The 23,624-nt window shown below is 49.5% G+C and carries 22 protein-coding genes; 14 read left to right on the forward strand and 8 right to left on the reverse strand.

What is annotated here, in order from left to right:
- Positions 1-47: 47 nt before the first annotated feature.
- Positions 48-410, reverse strand: a complete 363-nt coding sequence (locus KDW_RS20585) for an Mth938-like domain-containing protein (protein WP_151757835.1) — start codon at positions 408-410, stop codon at positions 48-50.
- Positions 411-611: 201 nt separating this feature from the next.
- Here KDW_RS20585 and KDW_RS20590 point away from each other — a divergent pair, with 201 nt between their 5' ends.
- From KDW_RS20590 to KDW_RS20600, 3 genes are all read left to right on the forward strand, one after another.
- Positions 612-1,064: a pyridoxamine 5'-phosphate oxidase family protein gene (locus tag KDW_RS20590; protein ID WP_151757836.1), complete on the forward strand. Its 453-nt coding sequence runs from the start codon at positions 612-614 to the stop codon at positions 1,062-1,064.
- Between the two features lie 756 nt (positions 1,065-1,820).
- Positions 1,821-2,510, forward strand: a complete 690-nt coding sequence (locus KDW_RS20595) for an ABC transporter ATP-binding protein (protein WP_371876263.1) — start codon at positions 1,821-1,823, stop codon at positions 2,508-2,510.
- Positions 2,507-5,257, forward strand: coding sequence for an FtsX-like permease family protein (locus KDW_RS20600; RefSeq protein WP_151757838.1), 2,751 nt, complete (start codon positions 2,507-2,509; stop codon positions 5,255-5,257). Before KDW_RS20595 ends, KDW_RS20600 begins: the two co-directional genes overlap by 4 nt.
- A gap of 174 nt (positions 5,258-5,431) precedes the next feature.
- Here the strand turns inward: KDW_RS20600 and KDW_RS20605 are convergent, their stop codons facing one another.
- Complete coding sequence (locus tag KDW_RS20605; protein WP_162005449.1) at positions 5,432-5,920, reverse strand: MFS transporter; 489 nt, start codon at positions 5,918-5,920, stop codon at positions 5,432-5,434.
- On the reverse strand, positions 5,917-6,684 hold the full coding sequence (locus tag KDW_RS20610; RefSeq protein WP_162005450.1) for an MFS transporter: 768 nt from the start codon (positions 6,682-6,684) through the stop codon (positions 5,917-5,919). The genes KDW_RS20605 and KDW_RS20610 overlap by 4 nt, the downstream gene beginning before the upstream one ends.
- Positions 6,685-7,204: 520 nt before the next feature.
- Between KDW_RS20610 and KDW_RS20615 the strand changes: the two genes are divergently transcribed.
- Together KDW_RS20615 and KDW_RS20620 are read left to right on the forward strand one after the other, a co-directional pair.
- Positions 7,205-7,645, forward strand: coding sequence for a DUF4395 domain-containing protein (locus KDW_RS20615; RefSeq protein WP_162005451.1), 441 nt, complete (start codon positions 7,205-7,207; stop codon positions 7,643-7,645).
- 3 nt (positions 7,646-7,648) lie between these two features.
- The gene (locus KDW_RS20620) at positions 7,649-8,095 is read left to right on the forward strand and encodes a thioredoxin family protein (protein WP_151757842.1); all 447 of its coding nucleotides are present in this window, start codon (positions 7,649-7,651) and stop codon (positions 8,093-8,095) included.
- 95 nt (positions 8,096-8,190) lie between these two features.
- Here the strand turns inward: KDW_RS20620 and KDW_RS20625 are convergent, their stop codons facing one another.
- Genes KDW_RS20625 through KDW_RS20635 form a run of 3 tightly spaced genes read right to left on the reverse strand, consistent with a single transcriptional unit; the run spans position 8,191 to position 11,451 of the window.
- Entirely contained in the window at positions 8,191-9,297 is a 1,107-nt protein-coding gene (locus KDW_RS20625; protein ID WP_151757843.1) for an ABC transporter permease, read from the reverse strand.
- 40 nt (positions 9,298-9,337) lie between these two features.
- On the reverse strand, positions 9,338-10,450 hold the full coding sequence (locus KDW_RS20630; protein ID WP_151757844.1) for an ABC transporter permease: 1,113 nt from the start codon (positions 10,448-10,450) through the stop codon (positions 9,338-9,340).
- Between the two features lie 14 nt (positions 10,451-10,464).
- Positions 10,465-11,451, reverse strand: coding sequence for an ABC transporter ATP-binding protein (locus tag KDW_RS20635; RefSeq protein ID WP_151757845.1), 987 nt, complete (start codon positions 11,449-11,451; stop codon positions 10,465-10,467).
- Positions 11,452-11,804: 353 nt separating this feature from the next.
- Here KDW_RS20635 and KDW_RS20640 point away from each other — a divergent pair, with 353 nt between their 5' ends.
- From KDW_RS20640 to KDW_RS20670, 7 genes are all read left to right on the forward strand, one after another.
- Positions 11,805-12,674 carry a polysaccharide deacetylase family protein gene (locus KDW_RS20640; RefSeq protein WP_151757846.1) on the forward strand — a complete coding sequence of 290 codons (870 nt, stop codon included), beginning with the start codon at positions 11,805-11,807 and terminating at the stop codon, positions 12,672-12,674.
- Positions 12,675-12,691: 17 nt separating this feature from the next.
- Positions 12,692-13,423, forward strand: a complete 732-nt coding sequence (locus KDW_RS20645; protein WP_151757847.1) for a hypothetical protein — start codon at positions 12,692-12,694, stop codon at positions 13,421-13,423.
- A 105-nt stretch (positions 13,424-13,528) separates the two neighbouring features.
- Complete coding sequence (tsaA, locus tag KDW_RS20650) at positions 13,529-13,945, forward strand: tRNA (N6-threonylcarbamoyladenosine(37)-N6)-methyltransferase TrmO (protein ID WP_151757848.1); 417 nt, start codon at positions 13,529-13,531, stop codon at positions 13,943-13,945.
- A 30-nt stretch (positions 13,946-13,975) separates the two neighbouring features.
- Complete coding sequence (locus KDW_RS20655) at positions 13,976-14,425, forward strand: GNAT family N-acetyltransferase (RefSeq protein ID WP_151757849.1); 450 nt, start codon at positions 13,976-13,978, stop codon at positions 14,423-14,425.
- Positions 14,426-14,754: 329 nt separating this feature from the next.
- Positions 14,755-15,735 (forward strand): phosphotransferase enzyme family protein, encoded by a 981-nt coding sequence (locus KDW_RS20660; protein WP_151757850.1) that lies wholly within the window; start codon positions 14,755-14,757, stop codon positions 15,733-15,735.
- Positions 15,736-16,046: 311 nt separating this feature from the next.
- Positions 16,047-16,919, forward strand: a complete 873-nt coding sequence (locus tag KDW_RS20665) for a hypothetical protein (RefSeq protein ID WP_162005452.1) — start codon at positions 16,047-16,049, stop codon at positions 16,917-16,919.
- A 198-nt stretch (positions 16,920-17,117) separates the two neighbouring features.
- On the forward strand, positions 17,118-18,035 hold the full coding sequence (locus KDW_RS20670; RefSeq protein ID WP_162005453.1) for a CPBP family intramembrane glutamic endopeptidase: 918 nt from the start codon (positions 17,118-17,120) through the stop codon (positions 18,033-18,035).
- An 83-nt stretch (positions 18,036-18,118) separates the two neighbouring features.
- On the opposite strand, the gene KDW_RS20675 is transcribed toward KDW_RS20670, so the two are convergent.
- The gene (locus KDW_RS20675; RefSeq protein WP_162005454.1) at positions 18,119-18,637 is read right to left on the reverse strand and encodes a DinB family protein; all 519 of its coding nucleotides are present in this window, start codon (positions 18,635-18,637) and stop codon (positions 18,119-18,121) included.
- A gap of 233 nt (positions 18,638-18,870) precedes the next feature.
- Positions 18,871-19,785: a hypothetical protein gene (locus tag KDW_RS20680; protein ID WP_151757854.1), complete on the reverse strand. Its 915-nt coding sequence runs from the start codon at positions 19,783-19,785 to the stop codon at positions 18,871-18,873.
- A gap of 613 nt (positions 19,786-20,398) precedes the next feature.
- On the opposite strand from KDW_RS20680, the gene KDW_RS20685 reads away from it, so the two are divergent.
- Positions 20,399-22,345: an AfsR/SARP family transcriptional regulator gene (locus KDW_RS20685; RefSeq protein WP_151757855.1), complete on the forward strand. Its 1,947-nt coding sequence runs from the start codon at positions 20,399-20,401 to the stop codon at positions 22,343-22,345.
- Positions 22,342-23,469: a hypothetical protein gene (locus KDW_RS20690; protein WP_162005455.1), complete on the forward strand. Its 1,128-nt coding sequence runs from the start codon at positions 22,342-22,344 to the stop codon at positions 23,467-23,469. Before KDW_RS20685 ends, KDW_RS20690 begins: the two co-directional genes overlap by 4 nt.
- The last annotated feature ends 155 nt before the right edge of the window (positions 23,470-23,624 follow it).

Genomic DNA, 23,624 nt, shown 5'->3' on the forward strand with positions numbered 1-23,624 from the left:
GCAAACCAGCAATAGAGTTAAAAGTGTTGGAAAAGCTGTCAGCTACCTCAGCAGGTAACATGGAACAAGCTAATCGTGGGGCCTACGGCCTCATTCCAGGTATGGATGGCTTCAGGCGTCGGGAGAAGATCCACCTGACACTGTTTGTGTTGGAAGTAATCCGTGGCTTCCTCCGAAAGTCGGACATTTCCAGCCTGCCCGCTCCCAATGATCAGCCGTTTTACCGCCGGTTCATAAATGTGTTTGGCCTCGGCGAGTGAAAGAATGTGGGAGGTACCATAGATCGCTTTCGATAACTTTTTCTTCCGCTTTTCAATCTGGCCATCCAACCTGATTATCACATCATGGTCGAAGGTGATGCCTGCAATAGTGATAGAGCCAAAGCTCGTCTGATCAATGTTAGGCTTCATCTTTTATTCACCAATCTTTTGCTCACATACGTTAATACTCCTATGACGCGAGCCTCTAACGATTGAAGTCTTGAGCCTGCCGGGCTCATACTCATTGCATAATTCTATCACACATGATGGATGTTCCTTGACAAATAAGTTCCATATCGCATACTAACCATTGAGATAGAAATGTAGACGACTTATCTCAAGAGGAAGATTATGTTAAATGAACTTAGCCAGAATCAGATTGATCAGGTCTTATACTCTGAAGCATTCGGGCGTATTGGGTGTTATACAGAAGGTAGAACATACGTCATTCCAATTAACTACGTCTATGATGGCATATACATTTATGCTCATTCCATCAATGGTATGGAGCTAGATACCATGCGTATAAACCCCGAAGTCTGCTTCGAGGTGGATCAGATAACTGACACATCCCATTGGCGAAGTGTGATTACCTGGGGCACATTTGAAGATCTTGAAGGGGAGGCCGCAACACGGGCGACATATTTGTTGATACAACGGGATATGACAATGATCGCAAGTGGACAATCAATTCAGGAATTGACGTCAACACACGCCCTTGATATTGACGAGCTGCTGCAAAATATCTCAGTGTACCGGATTCACCTCACTGAAAAAACCGGGCGCTTCGAAGAGCCGAAATGAGCTCATATCATGTGTGAGGCTGCCTTTTCTCCTCATTATTTGCAGGTTGGCTCAAAGAATGATATGTGCCACCCTTTTTGCACTCGGGACCTTCTACTGCTTCACCCATGTGATGAAAGCACTGTTAAGCTTTTATGGATTTATTTTTATGAGCAAGAAGCCTGAAACCACTGCTGATTTTAAAATCTCGAAGCTTTACGTCTGTATAGATTGTGATCATAAAACATCTTCTGTGTATTGAGAAGGCTATATATACTCTTGCGGTTGCTATGTATACGCTTGCACGCGTTGCTGGCTCGGACGTGGACCGTGCGCAGCCGCCATGGCCAATACGTTTCGGTGAAGCGCATTTGTGACCATAAAAAACATGGTGGAGAAAAGCAGCGAATCATACGTGAAGAGGGCGCCACGCCATACCGTTGAGGTTATCTTCTTCAACGAAACGTATTGGGCCGCCAGGGCTGCCGGTACGCGGGATAACGTGCTCATGTGACCATTAAATATATTGAGAATATATTTGCTGAGCTCTTGACAAGGTGTTTAGCAATATGTTATTAATTGTATAGCTAATAGCTATATAGACATTGCTACATTCATTGTACATCTGTTTTGACAGTACTGGTTGACCATAAAAGTGATTTAAAACAGCTTGAAAAGAAGAGGGTATGCTTTATCATGGATGACACAGCAATACAGGGACAGGACCAGCCGGCGCGAGCCGATGGGACGGCTCAGCAGAGGCAGGATCGTGTGGTGATGGATGTGCGCGGCATTACTAAAAGTTTGCCACTTGGTCGCACGGAGATCACGATCTTGAAGGGAATCAGTTTTCAGATCATGGCTGGCGAGTTTATCTCGATCGTGGGACCATCCGGCTCTGGTAAGAGTACATTGCTGGGTATTATCGCGGGCCTGGATAATCCTACTACGGGCCAGGTGCTGATCGATGGTGTGGATATCACGCGTATGGGTGAAGGAAAACTGGCCCAGGTGCGTAATAATAAGATTGGCATGGTCTTCCAGGCTTTCAACTTGATTCCGACCCTGACGGCACAGGAGAATGTGGAAGTACCGCTCTATGTGGGCAAGCATAAGGTTTCGCCTTCGGTACGCGCCAAAGAGCTGTTGAATCTGGTCGGTCTCTCGCACCGTCTGGGGCATCGTCCCAATCAGCTATCGGGCGGTGAGCAGCAGCGCGTCGCTATTGCTCGCGCTCTAGCTACGGATCCAGCATTGGTCATCGCTGATGAGCCAACGGGCAACCTGGATGCGAAAAATGGCGAGAACGTCCTGAAGCTGATCTCGGATCTGCGCGATCAGACTGGCAAGACCTTTATTATCGCGACCCATGATCCAAATATCGCTTCGCATGCTGACCGCTCTATTCGTATTCTGGATGGAGAGATCGCCTCTATCGATTATCGTGGCGAGAGGAGCATGCAATGAGGGCCTCGATATACCTCAACTACACCACACGCTCACTCTGGCGGGGAGGGCAACGCACGATCCTGGCTCTCTTTTGTATCGCCGTTGGCGTGATGTCGATTGTGGCGCTGCAACTGGTGGGACAGATGATTGCCAATTCCTACACCAGCAATATACGCGAGGTCAGCGGCGGTGATATTACCGCTACCTCCTATACCTCAGGCGTCCACCAGAAGGACCTGACGTTTTTCGATACGCTCACATCGCAGGGTAAGATCAGCACCTATACGGCGACGATGAGTGGATCTGGAAGTTTTGGTACAGCCGCGATGTCGCTGAATAGCTTTCAGATTACGGTCGTTGATCCGGTACGCTATCCGCTGGTAGGAACGCTGTCCTTTAATAGCACACCTTCCGGAGCCACGCTACCTGGACTGCTCACTGCGCACCAGGTGGTGATGGATCAGCAGCTGGCTGATCAGTCTGGCAAAAAAGTGGGGGATAGCTTTGATATTACCGTTGGCGGTTCCAGCACCCATACGGCCCATCTCAAGCTGGCTGGTATCGTTGCCAACCGGGGACCGCTGCAGGCCCGGCACTCGCTGATGTTGATGTCGCTCCAGGACTACAAGGACCTGTTCAAACCAAAGCAGTTGATCTACTCGACGGTCTATGTGACGGTGCCGGATCAGGCGCATATCAACGCGGCCAGTAGCGCCATCCAGGATAAGTTTCCTTTGCTGAATACCACTACGACCACTGATGTGCTTAAACAGCAGCAGAGCCTGGTTGACCTGATCAAGAAATTCCTGGCGATTGCTGGTTTGCTGGCCCTGTTAATTGGTGGAATTGGTATTATCAATACCATGCAGGTGTTGCTCTCAAGGCGCAGGGTTGAGATTGCCATGCTCAAAACGACTGGCTACCGGCGTTTCGATCTCTATATGCTCTTTGGACTGGAGTCCGGTCTGCTGGGTCTGCTGGGAGGTGTGATCGGTGTGCTGGCCGCTTGTGGCACCAGTTATCTGGTGCTGCAAGTTCTGCAGAACGTGATGGGAACCTCCATTCCCTTCCAACTTGATCCCATGATTATTGGTGGTGGCGTCTTGATCGGCCTGTGTACGGCCCTGATCTTTGGACTGATGCCAATTGTGCAGGCGGCCAACATCCGGCCCCTCAACGTCATTCGCGAGATCCAGAGTGGTAACCGTGCGGCCAGTATCGCGCTCTCCATCGGACTGATCGCCTTGCTTTCCGTACTCTTCTGTGTCATGGCGGCCATTATTCTCAACAGCACGCTGTGGGCGATCAGCTCGGTCTATGGCACCTTTGTGTTCCTGGTCATATTGAGCCTGCTCTTCTCAGTTGTGGTACTGGTGATCGAACGTATGCCGGTGCCCGAACGTTTCAGTGTTAAATACTCCCTGCTGGTTGGTATTCCTTTGTTGATCGCGATTGGGCTGACATTTTTGCTGCCCGCCTTTGGCGGTATTCTGGCCTTTATCGCGCTCATGGGGATCCTGGTCGTACTCTTCCCACGTTCCTGGAAGGCCAGCGTCAAGATGGCGTTGCGCAACATCGGGCGTACGCGTGGACGAACCACAACGACGCTATTGGCCCTGTTTGTCGGCGTCTTTACAATTGGTCTGATTGTAACCCTGGGCCAGAATCTGCGTGATCAGGTTGATAAGCAACTGGCGAAGACCGTCAATTTTAATGTTGCGGCGATTGCTGAGAACAAGGAGATACAGACCCTGAGCACGCAAAGCTCCTCGATTCCAGGCTTACAACATCTAGAGCAGCGCTCATATACATCTGTCGCCCCGATCAGCGTCAATGGTCAGCCTCTGTCGCAACTCTTTCAGAGCAGCCGGCAGCAAACAAAGTCGAATTCCGGTTTCTCCGGTGGTGCTATTGCAGCGGTCTATCTGGGTAGTCTGGAAGGCTATGATCTCGCGCATAACCAGGTGCCCGACCAGCAGACGATTCTGCTCAGCCCGGGTGGACGTTATCTGCAGGCCAGCGATGCAGGAACAGATAATGTGATGGTCAGCTCATTCCTGACCAGCGTTCCGGCGCTCAAAGATCAACTCAAGGTTGGTAGCACAATTACCCTGGCCAGCGCGGATGGTAGTAAGACGCGTACCGTTCACATTGTTGGTTTTTATACCTCCTTTGGTGGATCCGTGGGCGAAATTTTAAGTTCGCGTGAGACCGTTACCGCTCTGAGTCCAGCTAAAACCAGCATCTCAACATTCTACCTCAAGGTCGATCCTAATCAGGTTGGCAAGGCGCTCAATAGAATCAGTGTACTGGCGCCTCATGCTGGCGTTGAGAATCTGGCTGATATCGGCGGCTTCGTTGATCAATATATCAACAACACCATCCTGATGTTGATTGCTCTGGCCTCACTTTCACTACTGGCGGGCGTGATCATCATCGCTAACGCCGTGGCCCTGGCGATGCTGGAACGCAGACGTGAACTGGGCATCCTCAAATCTGTTGGATACACGAGCCGCAGTATTCTGGGTGAGGTGCTGGTTGAGAACGGCGTCGTGGGTGGCACTGGAGCGCTGCTGGCGATGCTGCTGGTCACCCTGGTAACCAGTCTGCTGGGCAAGTACCTTTTCCAGAGCAACTTTGGTGTTAGCTGGTACGTTGCCATTGGTCTGATCCTCGGTGTCGCCGCCCTGGCCATCCTGACGGCCCTGCTGGTTGCCTGGAATGCCGTGCGTGTGCGACCACTCGAAGTCCTGCGTTACGAATGAGTATCCGCCAACGCGGAGCTACAAGGGACATGTCGCGCATAAGCGCATTGACATGTCACGTGAAGAGAGGTCTGGGGCCATGGTTCCGGACCTCTCTTGAATCAAAAAATACACATACATATGAGGAAGTAGTTATGAACAAGCGCTATCGTCCAGTTTTGCAACTTTCGCTGTTTAATCATCCGCCCGACGTATGTGTGGATTCAGTGTGGCCGAGAGGGCAATAAGTGCAAGGCCGCCTGCGATGATGAGGACGACTGGTGTTGTACCAAAGTTTTGGAGGAGAAGCCCGGTTAGCGCCATACTGATAGGGTTACTGCTAAAGACAATTAACCTGTACACACTATTGATGCGACCCTGCAAGGCATCAGGGATCAATGCCATACGTTGGCTCCGCTGTAGAACATCAAAGATAGGGAAAAGGAAAAAGATCAAGGCGAGAATAGTTCCAACCATAAGTAGATTGGGAGCCAGGATTAGTAATGGCATCAGCAGAGCCTGTGTCCACAGGGCGCTGATGCCAATCACAAAAAAGCTCAGATGGCGGTGAAGCAGTGGCGCCGCTAGAGAGCCAAGGACACCGGCGATGCCTGAGAAGAAGAACAGAAGACCAAGTTCTACTGCCGAGGCATGCAGGTGTTGTCCCAGCACTATACTGATCAAGGTGATGCCCCTGTCATCAGATTGATACCACAAAGGAGGAGCGCCAGTGAGCGAACGAGCCGCTGTTCCCACAACCATTTCAGACCCTCTTTGACTTCTATCCTCAAAGCACGTGTGGTCTTTGTACGCTCTTGTTGGAATGGAGTGCGAATGAAGAGCAGCGAGAGGACAGAGCAGAGATACGAGACGGCATCCGCGAGAAAAGGAAAGAGCTGATTACTACTATAGAGGAGACCACCCAGTGGCGCTCCGAGCATCATCGCGATGTTATATGTCGCGATATTTTGCGCGCTGGCGGCAGGTAACTGCTCCTTCGAGACGACCTGCGGCAGGCTCGCGACTTCAGCGAGATCGAAGAAGACGAAGAGGGTTCCTTCAAGAAGGGAGACCAGATAGAGTTGGATAATGGTCAGATGGCCGAAGAATAGAGCCAGCGGGATGCTTGCCATACTCAGAAAACGTCCAAGATCACAGATGATCATTACCTGCTTGCGATTCCAGCGATCCACGAGTGCGCCTGCTGGCAGACTGAAGGCCAGATAAGGAATAGTACGTAGCGCAGCAGCGATTCCAGCTTGTGCGGGTGAATGTGTGAGTGCGAGGATCAACAGGGGAAAGGCCAGTTGCGACACCTGTGAACCAGTTACTGAGGCTACCTGACCACTCCAGAGCAGCAGGTAGTCCCGATGACGCCATAGCGGAAGAGGCTTGCTAACCTCTGTTGCCTCTTCTTTGATCACAACCTGATTTTGCTTATCTATCACGAAAAAAATCCTTTTTGTGGTGTGGTGAAATTGCATAAAAAGATGCAAGGCATGTAATTCCTATGAGAAAAGAACAATAGCGTGGATCGGTGCATCTGAAATCAGGTCAGTTATGAGTATTGATAGCAATTTGCCTGAAGGGAGCGTGATGGGGTAAATACGCACGTATGACGTAGCGCTTTGCTAGTATGCCCGACCAGGAAAGGATGCACCATTTTTTGTAGATGAAACTTGCTGCATAATAATGCTCTCCTTTCTGTTTGATAAACAACGTTTGCCTGCTGCATTATAACATACCAGCACGTTGATTAGATAGTGTGGCTTGAAGATTGGCAATTCCACAGCATCTATAGTGGATTTCTCATTGCGATCAGGTGATTTTTGTTTATCGTGCACATGTATTGCTGGAATATTTTTTACTCCTGCCGTGGTTTTCTTTTATATCAGGCAAACCTGTATCATGTAATGGTCAACCGGAGGTCTCGCTCTTATGGTGTCTATTCCGCGCCTGGATGCGCACATGCTGAAATTTTCGCAATCATGTGTCCTTGTCTTAGCTGCGCTCAGCTTTCTTTTTAATCTACCCATACTGGTTCTTATTACTGGTCTGGCCCTGGCCCTTAGTGCTGCTGTACCTGCGGCCAGTCCATTCAAGTTTATCTATCGACAGATCGTGGTCCGTGCAGGCTTGCTCAAGCCTCGCATTGTTGAAGATGATCCTGCGCCGCATCGTTTTGCTCAGGGAATTGGCGCGACCTTTCTACTGGTTGCCAGTATCGTGCTATTTTTCACTCCTGCGACGATTGTTGGCTGGATTCTGACGGTGATTGTCTTTTTATTGGCCGCGATCAATGTTTTTGTTGGTTTCTGCGCAGGCTGTTTTGTCTATTACTATCTTGGACGCTGGGGATTAATGCCGCGTGTGCGTTATGATGGTGGCTTTCGTTGGAGGGGAATCTGAGATATGTCTGATTTTACACTGCGGCTGATTATATTATTAGTGATCTGTCTTCTGGGAAGCGTTGCCATCTGGATTGGGCGTACGATTGTTGCTCGCTGCCGCCTGCAAGCCCTGGCGGCAGCGCCATTTACCGCTTCCTCATCTTCTGAGGCTGAAAGCACGCAGCAGATACGTATCCTGGCCTTTAGTAGCGAAGATTGTCGGCAGTGCCATACCTTACAGCAACCTGCTCTGGAACGCTTACTCAATCAATATGGTGAACAGGTGGCGGTAGTGAATGTTGATGCTGTGACGCAACATGATCTCACGGAACGCTACAAAGTTCTGACCGTACCCACCACCGTTGTGCTGGATCCTGCTGGGAATGTCCATGCCGTCAATTATGGTTTTGCGAATACACAACGCTTACAAGAGCAAGTCAATGCCGTTTTAAGCCTCGCCGTTTCTTGAGGTTTATATACCTGTTTCTTTTCTGGAATATGTTGAGGAAGGGACGAGAAGATGGTATCGTTCCTTCCTCAATGTTATCTAAAACCTCAATTTTTTTATTTTGCGATGCCGCGGCGCATTGAGAGTACGCCTAAACCTAACGCTGCTAGCGCACAGAGTCCTAAGATCAGCATGTCGCGGCCAAAGAGATCGGATGAGCTATAGAAAATAGCCTGCTCCAGTGCGTGAATGCCGTAGGTCAATGGGATGAAGGCGGCGATATTTTGGAGCCAGAGTGGCTCAAAGGCCAGCACACCTATCCCACCTGCGAGGAAGAACAGGTAGATGGCCACGTTAATCGAGATGGCGATGACCGGTTGTGATTTGTGCAGGGCTGCTCCCAGCGCGACTCCCAATCCTGTACTAAATAGTACGAGCACTGCCAGGATGAGAAGGCTGGTAAACCAGTACATGCCGATCGGACGCGTCCAATCCAGGGCCGCTCCTATCAGGAGTACCAGCACGCCGAGCAGGAATGTGGTCACAAAACTGGCGAGTACCTTGCCAACAATAATGGTGGTACGCGAGAGCGGGGAGAGAAGCATCTCTTTAATCGTGTTTGTCTCCCACTCGCGTGCGGTGGCGATGCTGGCGGTGACCAGTCCAGACAGGGTGAGCAGGAGAATAACGGTCGGGAGTACCGCATACTGAAATAACTGGACATCACGTGTACGCAGGTCCTGCTCCTGGACCGTGACCTTGATCGGACTCGTATTTCCCTGGGCCTGATAAAACTGAGTAATGGCATCCGGTACCGAACGGCGAATGTCGTTGGTAAAGTCGAGATTCAGGTTATTGACACGGACATCGATGGGCGCGGGATTGTGGGCCTCAATGCGTCGGGTGAAGTCACCTGGAATGGTGATCACGGCGATAACCTGGATATTTTTGTACAATGTCGTGGCCTGCGCTGGCGTGGCATCTGTGATGCGAAAGACATCGGCTGAATGAAAAATCTGCTGCATCTGCTGCCCCTTCGCACCAGAATCCAGCGTTACCAGCGCGACGGGACTACGTCCAACGGCAACCGCACCCAGTGCCTGGATGAGCAGGAAGGCGAGGGGAGGAACCACTGTTGCCGCGATATTGCGTCGATTGCTGAGCCAGACCAGGATATCCTTTTTGATAATCGCCCAGACTGCACGCAAGAATACTGTTTTCATATATACATTCCTTTCGTTGCTGCATATTGTCTGTAGCGGATTAATTTGCAACGGTACTGCGATGCAGTACAAATGCTGATAGTATGATCAGTCCAATGGCGAAGCCGAACAGAATGAGTGTGTTTGCCAGCAAACCATAGGTATTCAGGATAAAGCCATGGAAGGCATACTGCTGGAGCACAATGGCATAGTAGACAGGTGTGAGTTGTGCGATTACCTGTAAGATTGGTACGTTAAACGAAATTGGCCCGAAGGCCCCACTCACAAAGAACAGGGGAAGCGCGATGCCTATGGCCAGTCCTGTAAATGCCTGTCGCTGTTTTAAGAACGTGCCTAGCAAGGTTCCGAGCGCGATGAAGATTGCCAGCGTGAGTAATGTAAAACCGATCATGGCACCCCAATGTAAGGGATGGACGCCGATGATAAAGATGAGTACGGCCAGCACCACTACGACAGATATCAGACTGAGAACCAGTGCTCCGAGCATCTTGCCCGTGACAATGGCCCAGCGACTGGCAGGAGAGAGCAACAGTTCTTTCATCGTGGCATTTTCCCATTCACGCGCCGCCGAGGTACCAGATTGCAGCAGACCACCTACGACCAGAGCGATCACCAGAATCGAGACCGTCAGATAGGGAATATAGTCGGTATCTTGCGTGTACTGATCGATTTCGTGGGGCGCAATGGTCACCACATCAGGAAAAGCCTTCGCATAGAATGATGTGATGGCGAGTGGAACCGCGCGGCGAATGTCGTTGGTGAAGTCCATATTGAGATTGTTGATATCTACCCCTACCTTGACTGGCTGATTGTGCTGAATGCGCGTCTCGAAGTCGGCAGGAATGGTCACAACCGCAACGATGCGACCTGTTTGCAGGAGATTCCGGGCTTCACTGCTCGTGGCTTTTTGTAGAATAAAGGAGTGCGCACCCGCCATCGCATGATAAAACTGTTGGGCATACGGACCAGTATCATTCATGACTACTGCCGTGGGTGCCTGGCCACCTGATATCACAAATAAGCTGAACAGAATCAGGAAATTGACGGGCAGAAATACACCGAGAATAATAAAAATGCGATCGGTGAGAGAAACTTGAATATCTTTCTTCATACAGGCCCAGATGACCCGCAGGTGATAGCCAGGGCGTGACATGCTGTTTACCTCTTCTAATCGCGCAACGCGGTTCCTGTGAGACGCAAGAAAATCTCGTCAAGGTCTGGTTCACGTATGGTGATAGCGCGTATCTCGCTCTCCTGGGACACGATGTTGATAATTTGTGGCACAATATTGCCGGTTCCCTGAGTCGTAATGGTGAGATGGGTGTTTTCTTGCTTGACTTCTTTGATACCTTCCAATGCCTGGATCTTTGCTACTTCACTGATTGCATCGGCAGTTTCGAGCTCAACCACGCTGCCACCATAGCTTTGCTTGAGGTGCTGCGGGGTGTCAACGGCAATGAGTTTGCCGTGGTCAATAATCGCCAGTCGATCACACAGTGCCTGAGCCTCTTCCAGATAATTCGTCGTAATCAAGACCGTTTTGCCCTGACTGCGGAGTTGCAGAATGTAATCCCAGATGGCGCGCCGTGCCTGAACATCGATACCTAAGGTCGGCTCATCGAGATAGATTAATTTAGGATCGTGAAGCAGGGCACGCCCTAAGGCCAGGCGCCGCTTCATACCACCAGAAAAAGTACCGACCCGCGAGTTTTTGCGGTCCGTGAGTTGGACAATTTCGAGCATAGCATTGATGCGCTGTTTTTTCTCACGAGGAGGAATGCCGAAAAGGTCGGCATGAAAATCCATATTTGCCCAGGCCGACAATTCTTCATATAATGCGGTCTCCTGTGGAACCGCCCCCAGAATCTGACGAACCTCGCGGGCACTGTGGCGCACATCATAGCCATGCACCCTGACTGAGCCACTGGTCGGAACCGTCAGGCCACTGATCATATTGATGGTTGTCGTTTTACCGGATCCATTGGGTCCGAGCAAGCCAAAAATCTCACCCTGCTGTACCGTCAATGTCAGGTGATCAACGGCCTGGAACTTGCCAAAGGTCTTGCAGAGATCCTGTATTTCAATGGCGGGAACCTTATCGCTGGCATTTCCCAGCGGTCCCGGCACGGCTTCATCAGAGTGTGCTACCTTCATACGCGTTCTTCCTTCTCTTCGTGGTCATTATGGTCTTCAAGCATGAGAAAAGCTACCTTACTTATCCGGATGCTGTCTGGTTCATGGCCCTGGCAGGCCGGACGACGAATACACAACGGTACTTGTTTGTAGCGTACCTGGTTTTGCTCCTGTTTGCAAGGTTTTATGTATCTGCTCGCAGTGTTTTTTACTAGAAGAAGGGCTTACTGGTACTATTCAAGCATAAAAATGCAATATTGATATGTATTGTTGCGTTTATCTATAGAGGTAAATCTATTTGAGATTGACCCGGACCCTGATACACATATGCTTGAAGCTTCAGGCTTTACTTTTTCTCGAAAGAGGGAAAACACATGCGACATCAGTTTTTATTGATGCTTATGCTCGTCGGGTTACTGTTGATTACTGTGGCATGCGCGGACGCACCTCCAGCACGTGTAATGGCTAGCCAGATGCCTGCGGTGAAGCGCACTGCGCGCAAGGCAACACCAACGTTGCCAGCCATACATGTAACCCCGGCCCCCGTCGCCAGAGTACCGGCAGGGTTGGTAAATACGCTCTTTTATCATGGCACCGAGAACCGTAAAGAGGTTGCTCTAAGCTTTGATGATGGGCCAGATATCACCTATACCCCACAGATCCTATCAATTCTGAGCCAATTCAACCTGCGTGCCACCTTCTTCAATATCGGACAACACGTCTTAGCCTATCCCCAGATTACCAGAGCGGTCTATGCGGCGGGACATACCATTGGCAACCATAGCTGGAACCATCCACTGCTGACCGCCCTTCGACCACTGCAAGTGTTGTGGGAAATGCAATATACTAACCAGGTTATTCAGCAAACCATCGGCATCAAACCAACCTTGATGCGACCGCCATATGGTGCCATTGATAGAATGGTACACATCCAGATTGAAAACGCCGGACTCTTGCCCATCCTGTGGAATGTTGACAGCGAGGATTGGAAGCGCCAGGGAGTTACTACTATTGTACAAACAACCTTACGGGAAACCCAAAATGGCTCGATTATTTTGATGCACGATGGTGGCGGAGACCGCTCCCAGACCGTGGCGGCCCTGCCACGAATTATTCAAGCACTGGAACAGCGTGGCTATACCATCGTACCCATGCAACAACTCCTGGACCATCATGCTGATGCACCGAGCAATCCAGCCGCAACCCCAACAGTACAACGAACTACCAGATTAACAGGCGATTGAAAAGGAAGGAAGCTACTATGTCAATAGATCTGTCAGCAGCCTTCTTTGATCTGCAACTCCGCTTTGCTGATGCCATGGTGCGGGTAAGTGATCTCAGTTTTGATGAGGTCGTGCTCAACTTCACCAATCTGTATTTGCAGTTTATTGGGCGATCCTTTGACCCGACGCATCCAGTCTGGCAAGCCTATCTCGCAGGTCTCAAGCAGGCACCAGAGAGAGCGACGTGGACCTATGACTTTTATCAGCGCCGGAGGGATTCCCATGCGCCATCCCCTTATGGCTGCTTTCATTATAGTTATCTGCCCGAAGAGCATACGATCCGTTATCACTTTGTAAACGTAGATACATCTGGTGCCGGACCACTTAGCAAGGAACGGATGCCGGTGCGGCAGCAGGAGCTCAAAATGATGTTCGCCGAGATCAAGCAACAGTACGGTGATGCGCCCACCGTACGAGGCAATTCCTGGCTCTACAATATAGACGCCTACAGACGCTTGTTTCCAGCCCGCTATACCCGTAATATGAAAGTTGTAAAGGATGAATTCCAGTACATGTCTCTCTGGGGACAATTCCTGCGGCATGATGGCCGTGTGCATGGGGAGCGCGTGGATGATTTTCTTTCTTGCCTGCAAAAAGCTGATACGCTTGAAGGACTCGTGAACTGCTTTCCCTATCACGTGCTTTCCCCGAAGGGCCCATTACCATGTTTTACACATTCTATGAAATTTCATAGTTGCAGTAAGCAGTAGGGTGAACAGAACACGAGTTTGTCGCCTTCTATTTTCTGCTCGCCATCCCCGCGAAAACGCTCTCGGGGAATTGTTTCCATTGTCGTAGTGGAAGGGAGAAATATCATGTCCGAGAATGACTATGTGCTTGAGCCAATTGGTTTTCTTCAATCTTCTCTTAAAGAGCCTGGAGACGCTCCCAGGCAGGGCTATGAAGGGGCACCGGATGCCTGGCTTGAGGTGAACGAGACGGTTGCAGAGGGTCTTGATACTATTGCGGTAGGTGATGACATCATCCTGATTACGTGGTTGCACAAAGCTCAGCGTGATCTCTTGAAGGTCCATCCCCGCAATGACGAGACGATACCGCTGACCGGAGTCTTTGCCACCCGTTCTCCGCATCGACCAAATCCACTTGGTCTGCATCGGGTGACCGTTCTTGCCATCGACGGAAAAAGATTACACGTGGGACCGATTGAAGCGATTGATGGCACGCCAGTTGTCGATATCAAGCCAGTGCTGCCCCAATCCACAGACGCATAATGTGTGTATATACCATGGAAGGACTGTTTTATGGGTGATAGGCAAGCGCAACTTGCGGCCGTTCTCGCGACGTTACAACTTCCCGTGAATGTGCAGGTGAGAGCCTGGACGGATGCAGATATGCCAGCGATTCAGGAACTCTCTGATCGACATGGCTGGCCTACCAATCATGAGCCGGAAGAGGTGCGCACGTCATGGCGCAATGCCTGGCCTGCTCTGGTGGCGACCAGGGACGACATTGTCATTGGCTATGTGCGCGGATTGACCGATGAGGTGACCACTCTACACATCACGGATCTACTGGTTGATCCCAACCAGCGTGGCCAGGGTATCGGCCGCTTGCTGCTCGAAGTCTGTTATCTACTGTATCCACGTACCATTATTAATCTGATCGCTGAACCAGAGGCCATTCCTTTCTACAAGGCCATTGGCTATCGCGATGGCAGCGTAAGTTTTATCTACCACAAAGGTTTCCGGTAAAGTGATCAAAGTAAATGCGATCAGATAAGCAAAGTAAAGAGGAAACTAAAATGGCGCGTTCCGCAGATTTTGTATGTATAGACTGCAAAGTAAAGTTATGGATAGGTGTCGCGATTCCTCGTGATACTATTAAGCACTTTAGCTTTTTTGGAGATGAGAAACGCAACTGGCAGGATCCTGAGCTGAATCGTGTGATCTGGTGTGGAGGAAGACAATGTTGTTGAAATTGGTGTTGATAATCTAGAATGTGATATCAGCTTTGAAGAGTATCTTAAGGGCTGGGATGGATAAACTATAGGTAGATTGCAAATCAGGAGTGTATTAGCGGTATGATGAAATTATCTGTGATGAGAGATTTTTTGGAGCAAGTAGCACTAAATCCTGACAGTACACTTATCGATGGTCTCTTAAATCAATGGGGCTATGATAAGGGAACTGTAAGCTTTATTCGGGCCAGCAACAATTTTATTTTCAAATTTTCTCAAGCAGGAAAACACTATATCCTCAGATTAACTGATACTGAAAAAGTATCACAACGTGACATAGAATCAGAGTTGGCTTTTCTCAGATATCTACACGCTAACAATGTTTGTGTCAATATCCCGTTAAAAACTCTGGCAGGGCAGGAGATAGAAGTCTGTCATACTCCTGTTGGTTCTTTTTATGCTGTGGTTTTTAATTATTTTGAAGGCAGAATCTATGATATTGATGAACTGGACGAAACACAATTTGAAGTATGGGGAGAAGCTCTGGGTGGTTTGCACCACGCTTCTGCTAGCTGTTCCAGTATACAGAGAGCCTCCAGTTTTGATCATCTGAGTAAAAGCAAGGAACTGCTGAGTGTTCAAGAACAGGCTGCTCATAAAGAGCTTGTAAGGCTGACCCATTGGCTTGAAGCATTACCAAAAACTGATGCTAACTATGGATTGATCCATTTCGATTTTGAATTGGATAATTTGATATGGAATGGTGACAGGATACAGATTATTGATTTCGATGGTAGCATTGCTAGCTGGTATGTTGCAGATATTGCGTTCGCATTGAGGGATTTGTTTAATGATGATATCGACCTGTCAAACAAACACTTTCTTGCCTTTATTAAAGGATATAGAAAAAAGATGGATGTCAGTCAGCAGGATTTGAGTCAGATACCGATGTTTTTCAGGTTACATAATCTTGAGACTTTTATCACACTTCAAATGGCAATGGATATTGAGGAAGGTAACTCACAGAAAAATCCTCAGTGGATCATGGATCTCCTGCATAAGTTAGAAAGAAAAGCAGAGCAATATAGAGAATCATTTGCATGATGTTTTTTTACTTCATTCATTGAATTTTATAGACAGATTCAATGAATGAAGTAAAAGGAACCAACTCTCCTGCTGAATATCTGAACAAAAACTGAATAATTATTGCATGAAAATTCATCTTTGAAAGCATTGACGGGCCAGGATGTAAAGATGTATAAAGGTACTCATAGGGATTTGTATAGATAGTTCATGGATAGGGATATTTTTCATGAACGTAATCCTGTCAGTGCTGCCATTGGTTCAATGCTGGAACCACACCAACGCCGACGCCTGTGATAACGCCGACACCAACACCTACGCAGGGCTCTTTTGTGCCGGTAGTTACTCCCACCTCATTGAACCTTACGGGAAGCCATACTGGGAACGCGACCTGGTTCTCCTCGCTGGGTAGTCCTTATGGCGGATGTGGTTTACCCCAGGCTAATCTGGACTCACAGAATTTTGTCGCCATGAATGTGCAGACTACGCCGAACGATTACAACACATATCTCACACGTCCGATCGGATCGCAAAATGCCAGTAAGATTGGTATGTTTAGCAATGGACTGAATTGTGGACGCTGGGTGCGCGTAACCATCAGCGACTTCTGTACTGGTATCAATGATGGTGCCCAGAATATGCCTTTCTGTCGCAATGGCAACTGGATACCAGATAAGTATAATGGTGCTACCCTCGATATGCTGGTGGCTGATAGCTGTCAGGATGGTAATGCATGGTGCCGTGATGATCCCAATCACCTGGACCTGGCGCAGAACTCGCTGAATCAGTTTGTCCTTAACGGTCAACCTGTTGGTGACATGTATCCTAATTCCTGGAAGAATCGGCACATTAACTGGCAATTCATCCCTGCGCCCAATTACAGCGGCGATATCCAGATTGGATTTTTGCAGGGAGCCGGCCCATACTGGTCTGCTATCGCTGTCAACCATCTGGCTAATGGCATCCATGGTGTGGAATATTACCAGAACGGATCCTGGGTCAATGCACCCATGGATAGCGATCTGGGCCAGGATTATATCATCCAGCCAACCACCTCAGGTGGAAAGGATTATCAACTCAAAGTGTTTGACGCAAACAACCAGCCCATCAACAATGGCCGCATCTATAACTTCTCGTATCCCAGTAGCTGTGGTTCATCGTGTTCTGCCGCTCTGGTGAACGTTCCTTACACCACACAACCGTAGCACCAGAATAACCGGATTGATATGCCAGAGCACCACTTCAACTGAGGTGGTGCTTTGCATTAGCATGTTGGGGGATTGTGGTGAGAGATGCCGAAGAATGTAGATTGGGATAAGCGAGAGATGTTTTTGTTCTTTAACCCTTATGTTACAATAGGGGATATATGGATATCCAATTCTGCACAAAAGGATTTGTATTCGATGCTCTCACCACAAAAAAGTAATTCGTCATTGGCTGTCAGTAAGGCTGACCAGACCATGAAGGGTGAGGGCATATCTGCTAAAGCTACTGCCCGCCGTGGCTTACTCCTCTTCTTCATTCTCTTATGTATTTTTATGACCCTCGCTATCTGGTTTACTCTGGCCACGCAAAGTGTGGTGAGTAGTTTCTTCTTGATGTGGTCTCCTGGCTGTGCAGCGCTGTTGACGCGCTTGATGTTGCACGAAGGATGGCGCGATGTCTCTTTTCGCTTTGGGGGGCGGCGCACCTGGATAGCGATCATGGTTGCGGGCATAACGCCACTCGCAGTCGCGTTAGTGGCCTATGGCCTGGCCTGGTCGACTGGACTGGCACAGATTATTCCTTTTAAGCCGTCAGAGAGCCTGGGCTTTGCCATTACGTTGTTTGGCAACCATACGGCGTGGCCGCTTACCGTGCTCCTGATCGCTATCTTTTTCGCGGTGGAGTTGATCAACGCCACGGGAGAAGAGCTTGGATGGCGTGGCTACATGCTGACTCGCCTGATTGATGCCGGCGTACCGCAGCCAATCCTGGTCAGCGGACTCATCTGGTCCTTCTGGCACTGGCCACTCATCTTTCTGACCGCCCCTGTCCTCGGCTGGCCCGTGGTCTTCTCCGCCTGTCTCTTCCTGGTCACCATCACCTGCCTGGGTTGTCTGGAAGCAAGGTTGCGCCTGCAAACCGGCAGCATCTGGCCCTGCATCGTCTTGCATGCCGCCTGGAACAGCTTTATCGTAGAAATCTTTAACTCGCTAAACCGCGACGGAGACGGCTCCCATTGGACCGGTGAGTCCGGTATCCTGGTCGCCGCCCTGATGATTATACTGGCCTGGCTCTTTCTCAGAGGAAACTGGAAGAGCCGGCGCTATGTAGCATAATCTCTCCCTGGTACCTTCCTCAGCGATGCAATGCTTGTTCGCCGGGGAAGGTGAAGGAGCGTGCGCAGCCATGAAGGCTGCCGTTACGGGGCGCTGATTTCGTGATCCTGAAAGAAGGCGTGCCAGGGACCGCAGCCGATGATGAAGGGTTGCATGAGAGCTCGTTCGGCCTGGATAGTGTGGTTTAAATCGTGGGCGGCCCATGTGTGAAGTAGCTGTGCCAGGGTGACTGTGCCAAACTTCGGATGTTGTACGGTCCGTGTCAGGTCGGTATCCTTTACCTGGGTGAGGAGAGAGAGGTTTTCCTGGCGGTGACGTGTGAATTCAACTGTGATTTGCTCAGGAGTCAGTGCATCAGCGTTTGTGTGCTGCTGGTGTGGATCGAAATCGCCTAAATCCTGTCCTGTCAGGAAAGCGTGGAAGCGGACTGGAAAGAGTACACATTCCGCGTCCAGTAAATGCTGTAAGCAATTGAGCGCTGACCATTCTCCTGCTGCCGGTGGACGGCTGAGTAAATCAATGGAAAAAGCGCTGACCAGTTGCTGCCAGCGTTTGGGAGTAGTGGAGAGGACAGCGTGTACATGTTCCAACGAGGTATTCAATGAAGGCCTCCTTTTGTCTTTTCTATAGACCAGAGCATACGGAAACGGTTACATTTCAGAAAATAGCTTACTCCTGCTCACTTCAATCATACTATATTATATACAAAGGCTTTTCCGCCATGTTTTATGCTGTGCGTGTAGATAGCTAAAGCGGGCATTGCTTCCATCAGAATGGAAGTAATGCCCGCTTTATAGCCAAAATCATCATATCATGGTTCATTGCGTTCAGACGATTACGGCCCGGTCAGTGCGCAACCGCTGATGTTGTTATCCCACTCCTGCTGGAGCAGATAGGGATCGCCGTTGTAGTTGACATTGGAACCATCAGCATTTGTGGCACCAAAGTTCCAGGCGCACTTGTCACCAATCTCCTGACCACTGCTGTCGGTCCAGGCATTGAGTAACGGATCGGTAGCAGCCTCCATCTGTTCATGAGAGGTCACATTGATGGTCTCATCGGCAGCCTGGTCACCGTTTGGTCCTTGCCCACCATTACAACTGAAGCTGGCTGCATAAGGCATAGCGGCGTAGATGGTGTTCGAACCAAAGTAACTGTGATAGGCACAGAAGGCATTCGAGGCACACTGTGACTGTGAACTATCGAAGCAAAGATCCTGACCGGCTTCGGTGAAGACAAAAAAGATATTATCGATGCTGGAACTCCAACCATTGGCGCTCTGCGCCTGACTGACCTCATTCTGGATATCGCTATCCAGCAACGGGCTTTCAGGATACGGACTGTTGTCAGTCCAGGAACCCGCGAACTGGGTGTTGCTGGGTACATTACCCGATGAGTCAGTATACTGGGTGTTGATGTTGTACAACCCTGTCCCACCGACATCACCGAAATAGCGCTGGATCAGTCCGTGGTAGGTGGAAGAGACGTTGCCGGTGGGCTCCCAGAAAATAGCGTAGACATTGGTAGTTCCCCCCATGACGGGACCCCCACCATAGTTCAGATCGTTGCTTCCGGCAAGTTGGCTCGCTCCCTTGTGCTGACTGCCGTGTTTAAAGAAATGCACCCTGTGATGTTTTGTCAGTTGGGATGTGCTTGAAGTTGTTGCTGCAGATGCGCTCAGTGGCGCGGCGGCCAGGAATGCTAATAGAAGCATTGGCAATACGAGGATCGGAAGAACTCGTTTCTTCATACAAAAACTCCTTTGTGTGACTGAACGAAGGGTTCCAACGGTTCTTTGAGCGGATTATCTCTCAATATTCTCTTTCCGTTGTTGAGGAGAGTATAGTCCACGAAGCTTGTAACTTACTTATTCCGTGCTTCATTTCGCATAACTGATAGAAGGAGTGCTTCGATATCCCGGGCTAGCATATATAAATAGCCTTGTAGCTTGACTTGATCGTGCTGAGAGCAGGGAAGCGGTAGTAAGTGTTTATTACATAAGATATTTAATTTTGTTATATAAGCTATAGCATTTTATAGAAGAAAACATAAAAAATGTAAATAACTACCTGGCCAAGAATGGTAAAGTTGTGGGCGAAGTTCAAATACATTCTGAGGTCGCAAGTGGAAAAATGGCACCGTTGCCTCAGCCTGGTTAAACAATGGCGCTTTGTATGTTTATGAGCATATGACGGAGGAGCAAGGGAGGAGTGCGTCCGCTATTTTCCTGGATTGAGAGGAGTGGTGGAGGAAAAGAGAAGAGTAGTATTTCTGGATAGGATATATCCCTGCAGAGCTTCTAAACTGCTATAATACGGGAGAAACGCTTTAGAGCGAAATATATCTTTCTGAGGGAGAAGGCCATGGATGATGGAAGAAGTGGGGGACATGAGTGGAGTGAGCCACGCTCTCCAATAGCTCGTATCTGGTTATGTGGTGCCTTTGTGGTCGAATGGATTGATCCTGGGACGGGTCAGGCCTGTTCGACGCTTGAGATGTCTGGTGCTGGAAGAGATTATACATCCGCGCTCTCGTTGCTCAAGCTCTTGCTGTCTCAGCCGCAGCGACGAGCCCATCGAGACTGGATTATGGAACAGTTCTGGCCCGCGAGTGGACGACATACCGCTGCTCATCGATTAGAAAATATTTTTTCGGTGTTGCGCAAGTTGATGTGTCATCCGCTGACTGGTGAATGTTTGTTGCGTTCTTTTCGGGCGGGCAAAGAGAATGGCATGATGTATCAACTAGAAGCTTCTCCACTGGTGTGGCTGGATGTCGATGCACAGGTGTGGAATGTGGAGCAGGCTGCTCGTATGGAACGCTTTGGAGATGACGCGCAGCCATTCTGGGAACGTGCCTACGAACTTGGCAAACGTGGTCCTTTTCTGAGTGATGAGCGCTATGTTGATTGGGCTACACAGCGACGAAACGAGGTCGAGGGGTATTATCGTCAGACGATCCATGCCCTGGCGAGCCTTTACCTTGCCCGCTATGGTTCAGCAGGGGCTTCTGAAGCGCTCCTGCTGCTGCGCACATACTGGCAGCAATATCCAAAGGATGAAGATGCGCTACGCTTATTAATGGACGTGCTCAGTGCGCAAGAACGCTACCAGGAAGCGCTAGAGTATTATGATCACCTTTGCCAACTCTTACAAGAGGAACAGACGCAGCCAGATGAACGCACAAAAGATAGTGCAGAATATTGCAAGGCCAAACAGATCCAGCGCAGTCGCCCAGGCGCGCTGTGGCTCACTCCGAGAGACCGTGAGCCAGAATGCACATTACTAGAAGGACCGTCTCAGAATATGGATAACACACGTCGAGAAACGATTGCGGGGTTAATTGGACTCGTAGGCATGAGTGCTCTTTCCACTCAAAGGAAAGAAGTCCTGACCCAGGCACATGCTGCATCCCTTAAGCAAGAGGATTTAGCATATTTTCATGAGCTTATCGAAGGTGGATGGGAACTTTGTAACGTTGGTGAATGGCAGGTGGCAGAACATGTACTCGATAGTTTCTTGAGTGATGCGATCAGACGTGCTCCTAAACAGCGTGATTTTGCATACCTGGCTACTAAAGGACTTGTCCTGAAAAGTATTCTACAGGCTCATCAGCTGAATATCACGGTGATGCCCGCTCTCTGCAGGCAAGCAGTTCTGTATGCCAGGCAGACCAGAGACCACACGGCATTAGGGATGGCATTGAATGGATTGGCGGTGGCCTTTAAATATAATCATGATTATAAAGCATCTCTGAACACCTACCAGGAAGCCCTGTCTTTTTGTGACGAGCAGGCGTCCCCGCTGATACGATCCCGGATCTATGCCGGTGCAGCCGCGGCTTTTGCCCGTATAGGAAAGGGACAGGAGGCGGATCGCTGTATCAATCAGGCTTATGAGTGTTTTCCGAATGATCCAATGCAGGAGGCCTATCCTTTATCTGCAGATCATGGAAGATACATGCTCTCCTACTATCATGGATTGATGTATCTCGCACTTCAGCAGCCAGCGAAAGCATATCCTGTGTTTGAGCAATATCAATATGTGCGGTCCTCATCTGTCGTTCCTGGCAGGAATCGGCTGGAAATTCTCAATCAACAGGGAAAAGCGGCCGTCCTTTCCAACCATCTTGATGAGTATGTGGTATGTTTGCAGCAGGGCATCGAAGGAGCACAACAGTTAGGAAGCAAAAAACGGCTTGACGAAGTCGTGGAAATTTACCAGAAAGAGGTCCCTGGTGCATGGAAGCAACATCAGAAAATCAAACAGATTACCGAACAGCATCCCTTTCTGCTCGTAGGGGCAAAGTGAGTTCAAAGCGCATCTTGTTTATCGGTCTGGGCGACCTTGGTTCTCATATCCTGGATGTGCTTGTGCGTACACCTGGACAGCATACGTTTCTGGTGGGAGGAAGGCATCCCGGCTATCTGCAGCAAAGAGCGAATCTCTCGCTCTTTGCTGCTGTACAATTGGGATATATGCCAGATGTGACCTGTGTGAGGCTTGACCTGGAGCAGGTAGAGCAGACCGCGGCAACGATTGCAGCTTTTCAACCCGATGTCATTGTGTGTGCTGCAACCCTGCAGAAAAAAGATGCGTTCCGTGATCTCCCACTCTCTCTTGCTGAACGCTTACTATCAGCCCAACTGGGTCCTCGACTCCCCTGGCATCTTGCGTTGACCTATAAACTGATGCAAGCAGTGAAACTGTCCGGGCAGAAGGTACAGGTGCTCAATGCCATTTATCCCGATGTCGTCAATCCCATTCTAGCCAGGGCCGGTCTGGCACCGACAACAGGAATTGGTGATCTGGCGAACAATGTGCCAGCCCTCCGGCACGCCGCGGCAACCATCTGCAATGTATCACGGGACCGGGTAGACGTGCGCCTGATTATGGCACGCTATGTCAGTTATTGGATGTCACGTATCCCCCTGAAAAATGTCCCGTTTTCATTCTCCGTTTTCATCGACGGTATTGATCAAACCTCCACCATTGATCCGGAAAGAGTGTTCCAATGCCTGTCATCAACACTCAAACGGATGGGTGGGAGCATTGGAAATATTATGACCGCAGCCTCAGCCGGCGTTGTGTTTGATGGCATCATCAATGACACTGGTACCATCACGCATGCACCTGGTCCTGGTGGCTTGCCGGGTGGCTATCCAGTTCGTGTGGATGCGCAAGGCGTCACTGTTGTTCTCCCGGAGAAGATCTCACTGCAATCCGCCATCCACATCAACGAAGCCGGACTTGCCCTTGATGGTATTGAACGTATTGAAGCGGATGGAACAGCTGTGTTCACAGAGCAGGCAATGTCCATTTTTCGTGAGATTCTGGGATATGACTGTCGACGGATGCCACTCGGTGAGGTCGATGATTGGGCCAAAGAGCTACAAAGCAGATATCAGATGTTGCTGGATAATTATCAATCATAAGACAGGGTTGGTTTCTTTCACTCAATATTCACATGGTAGGAGTTACTCAGGAGCATACAGGGCAAATTATATGTGTGTGATGGAGTCTGGTAGGAGTTCTATTTGTTATGCTCAAGATAGAAGTGAGTTATTTGTAATGCGCCTGATATTGTGTG

It is taken from the genome of Dictyobacter vulcani (assembly GCF_008974265.1).
In the GTDB taxonomy this organism is placed as follows: Bacteria; Chloroflexota; Ktedonobacteria; order Ktedonobacterales; family Ktedonobacteraceae; genus Dictyobacter; species Dictyobacter vulcani.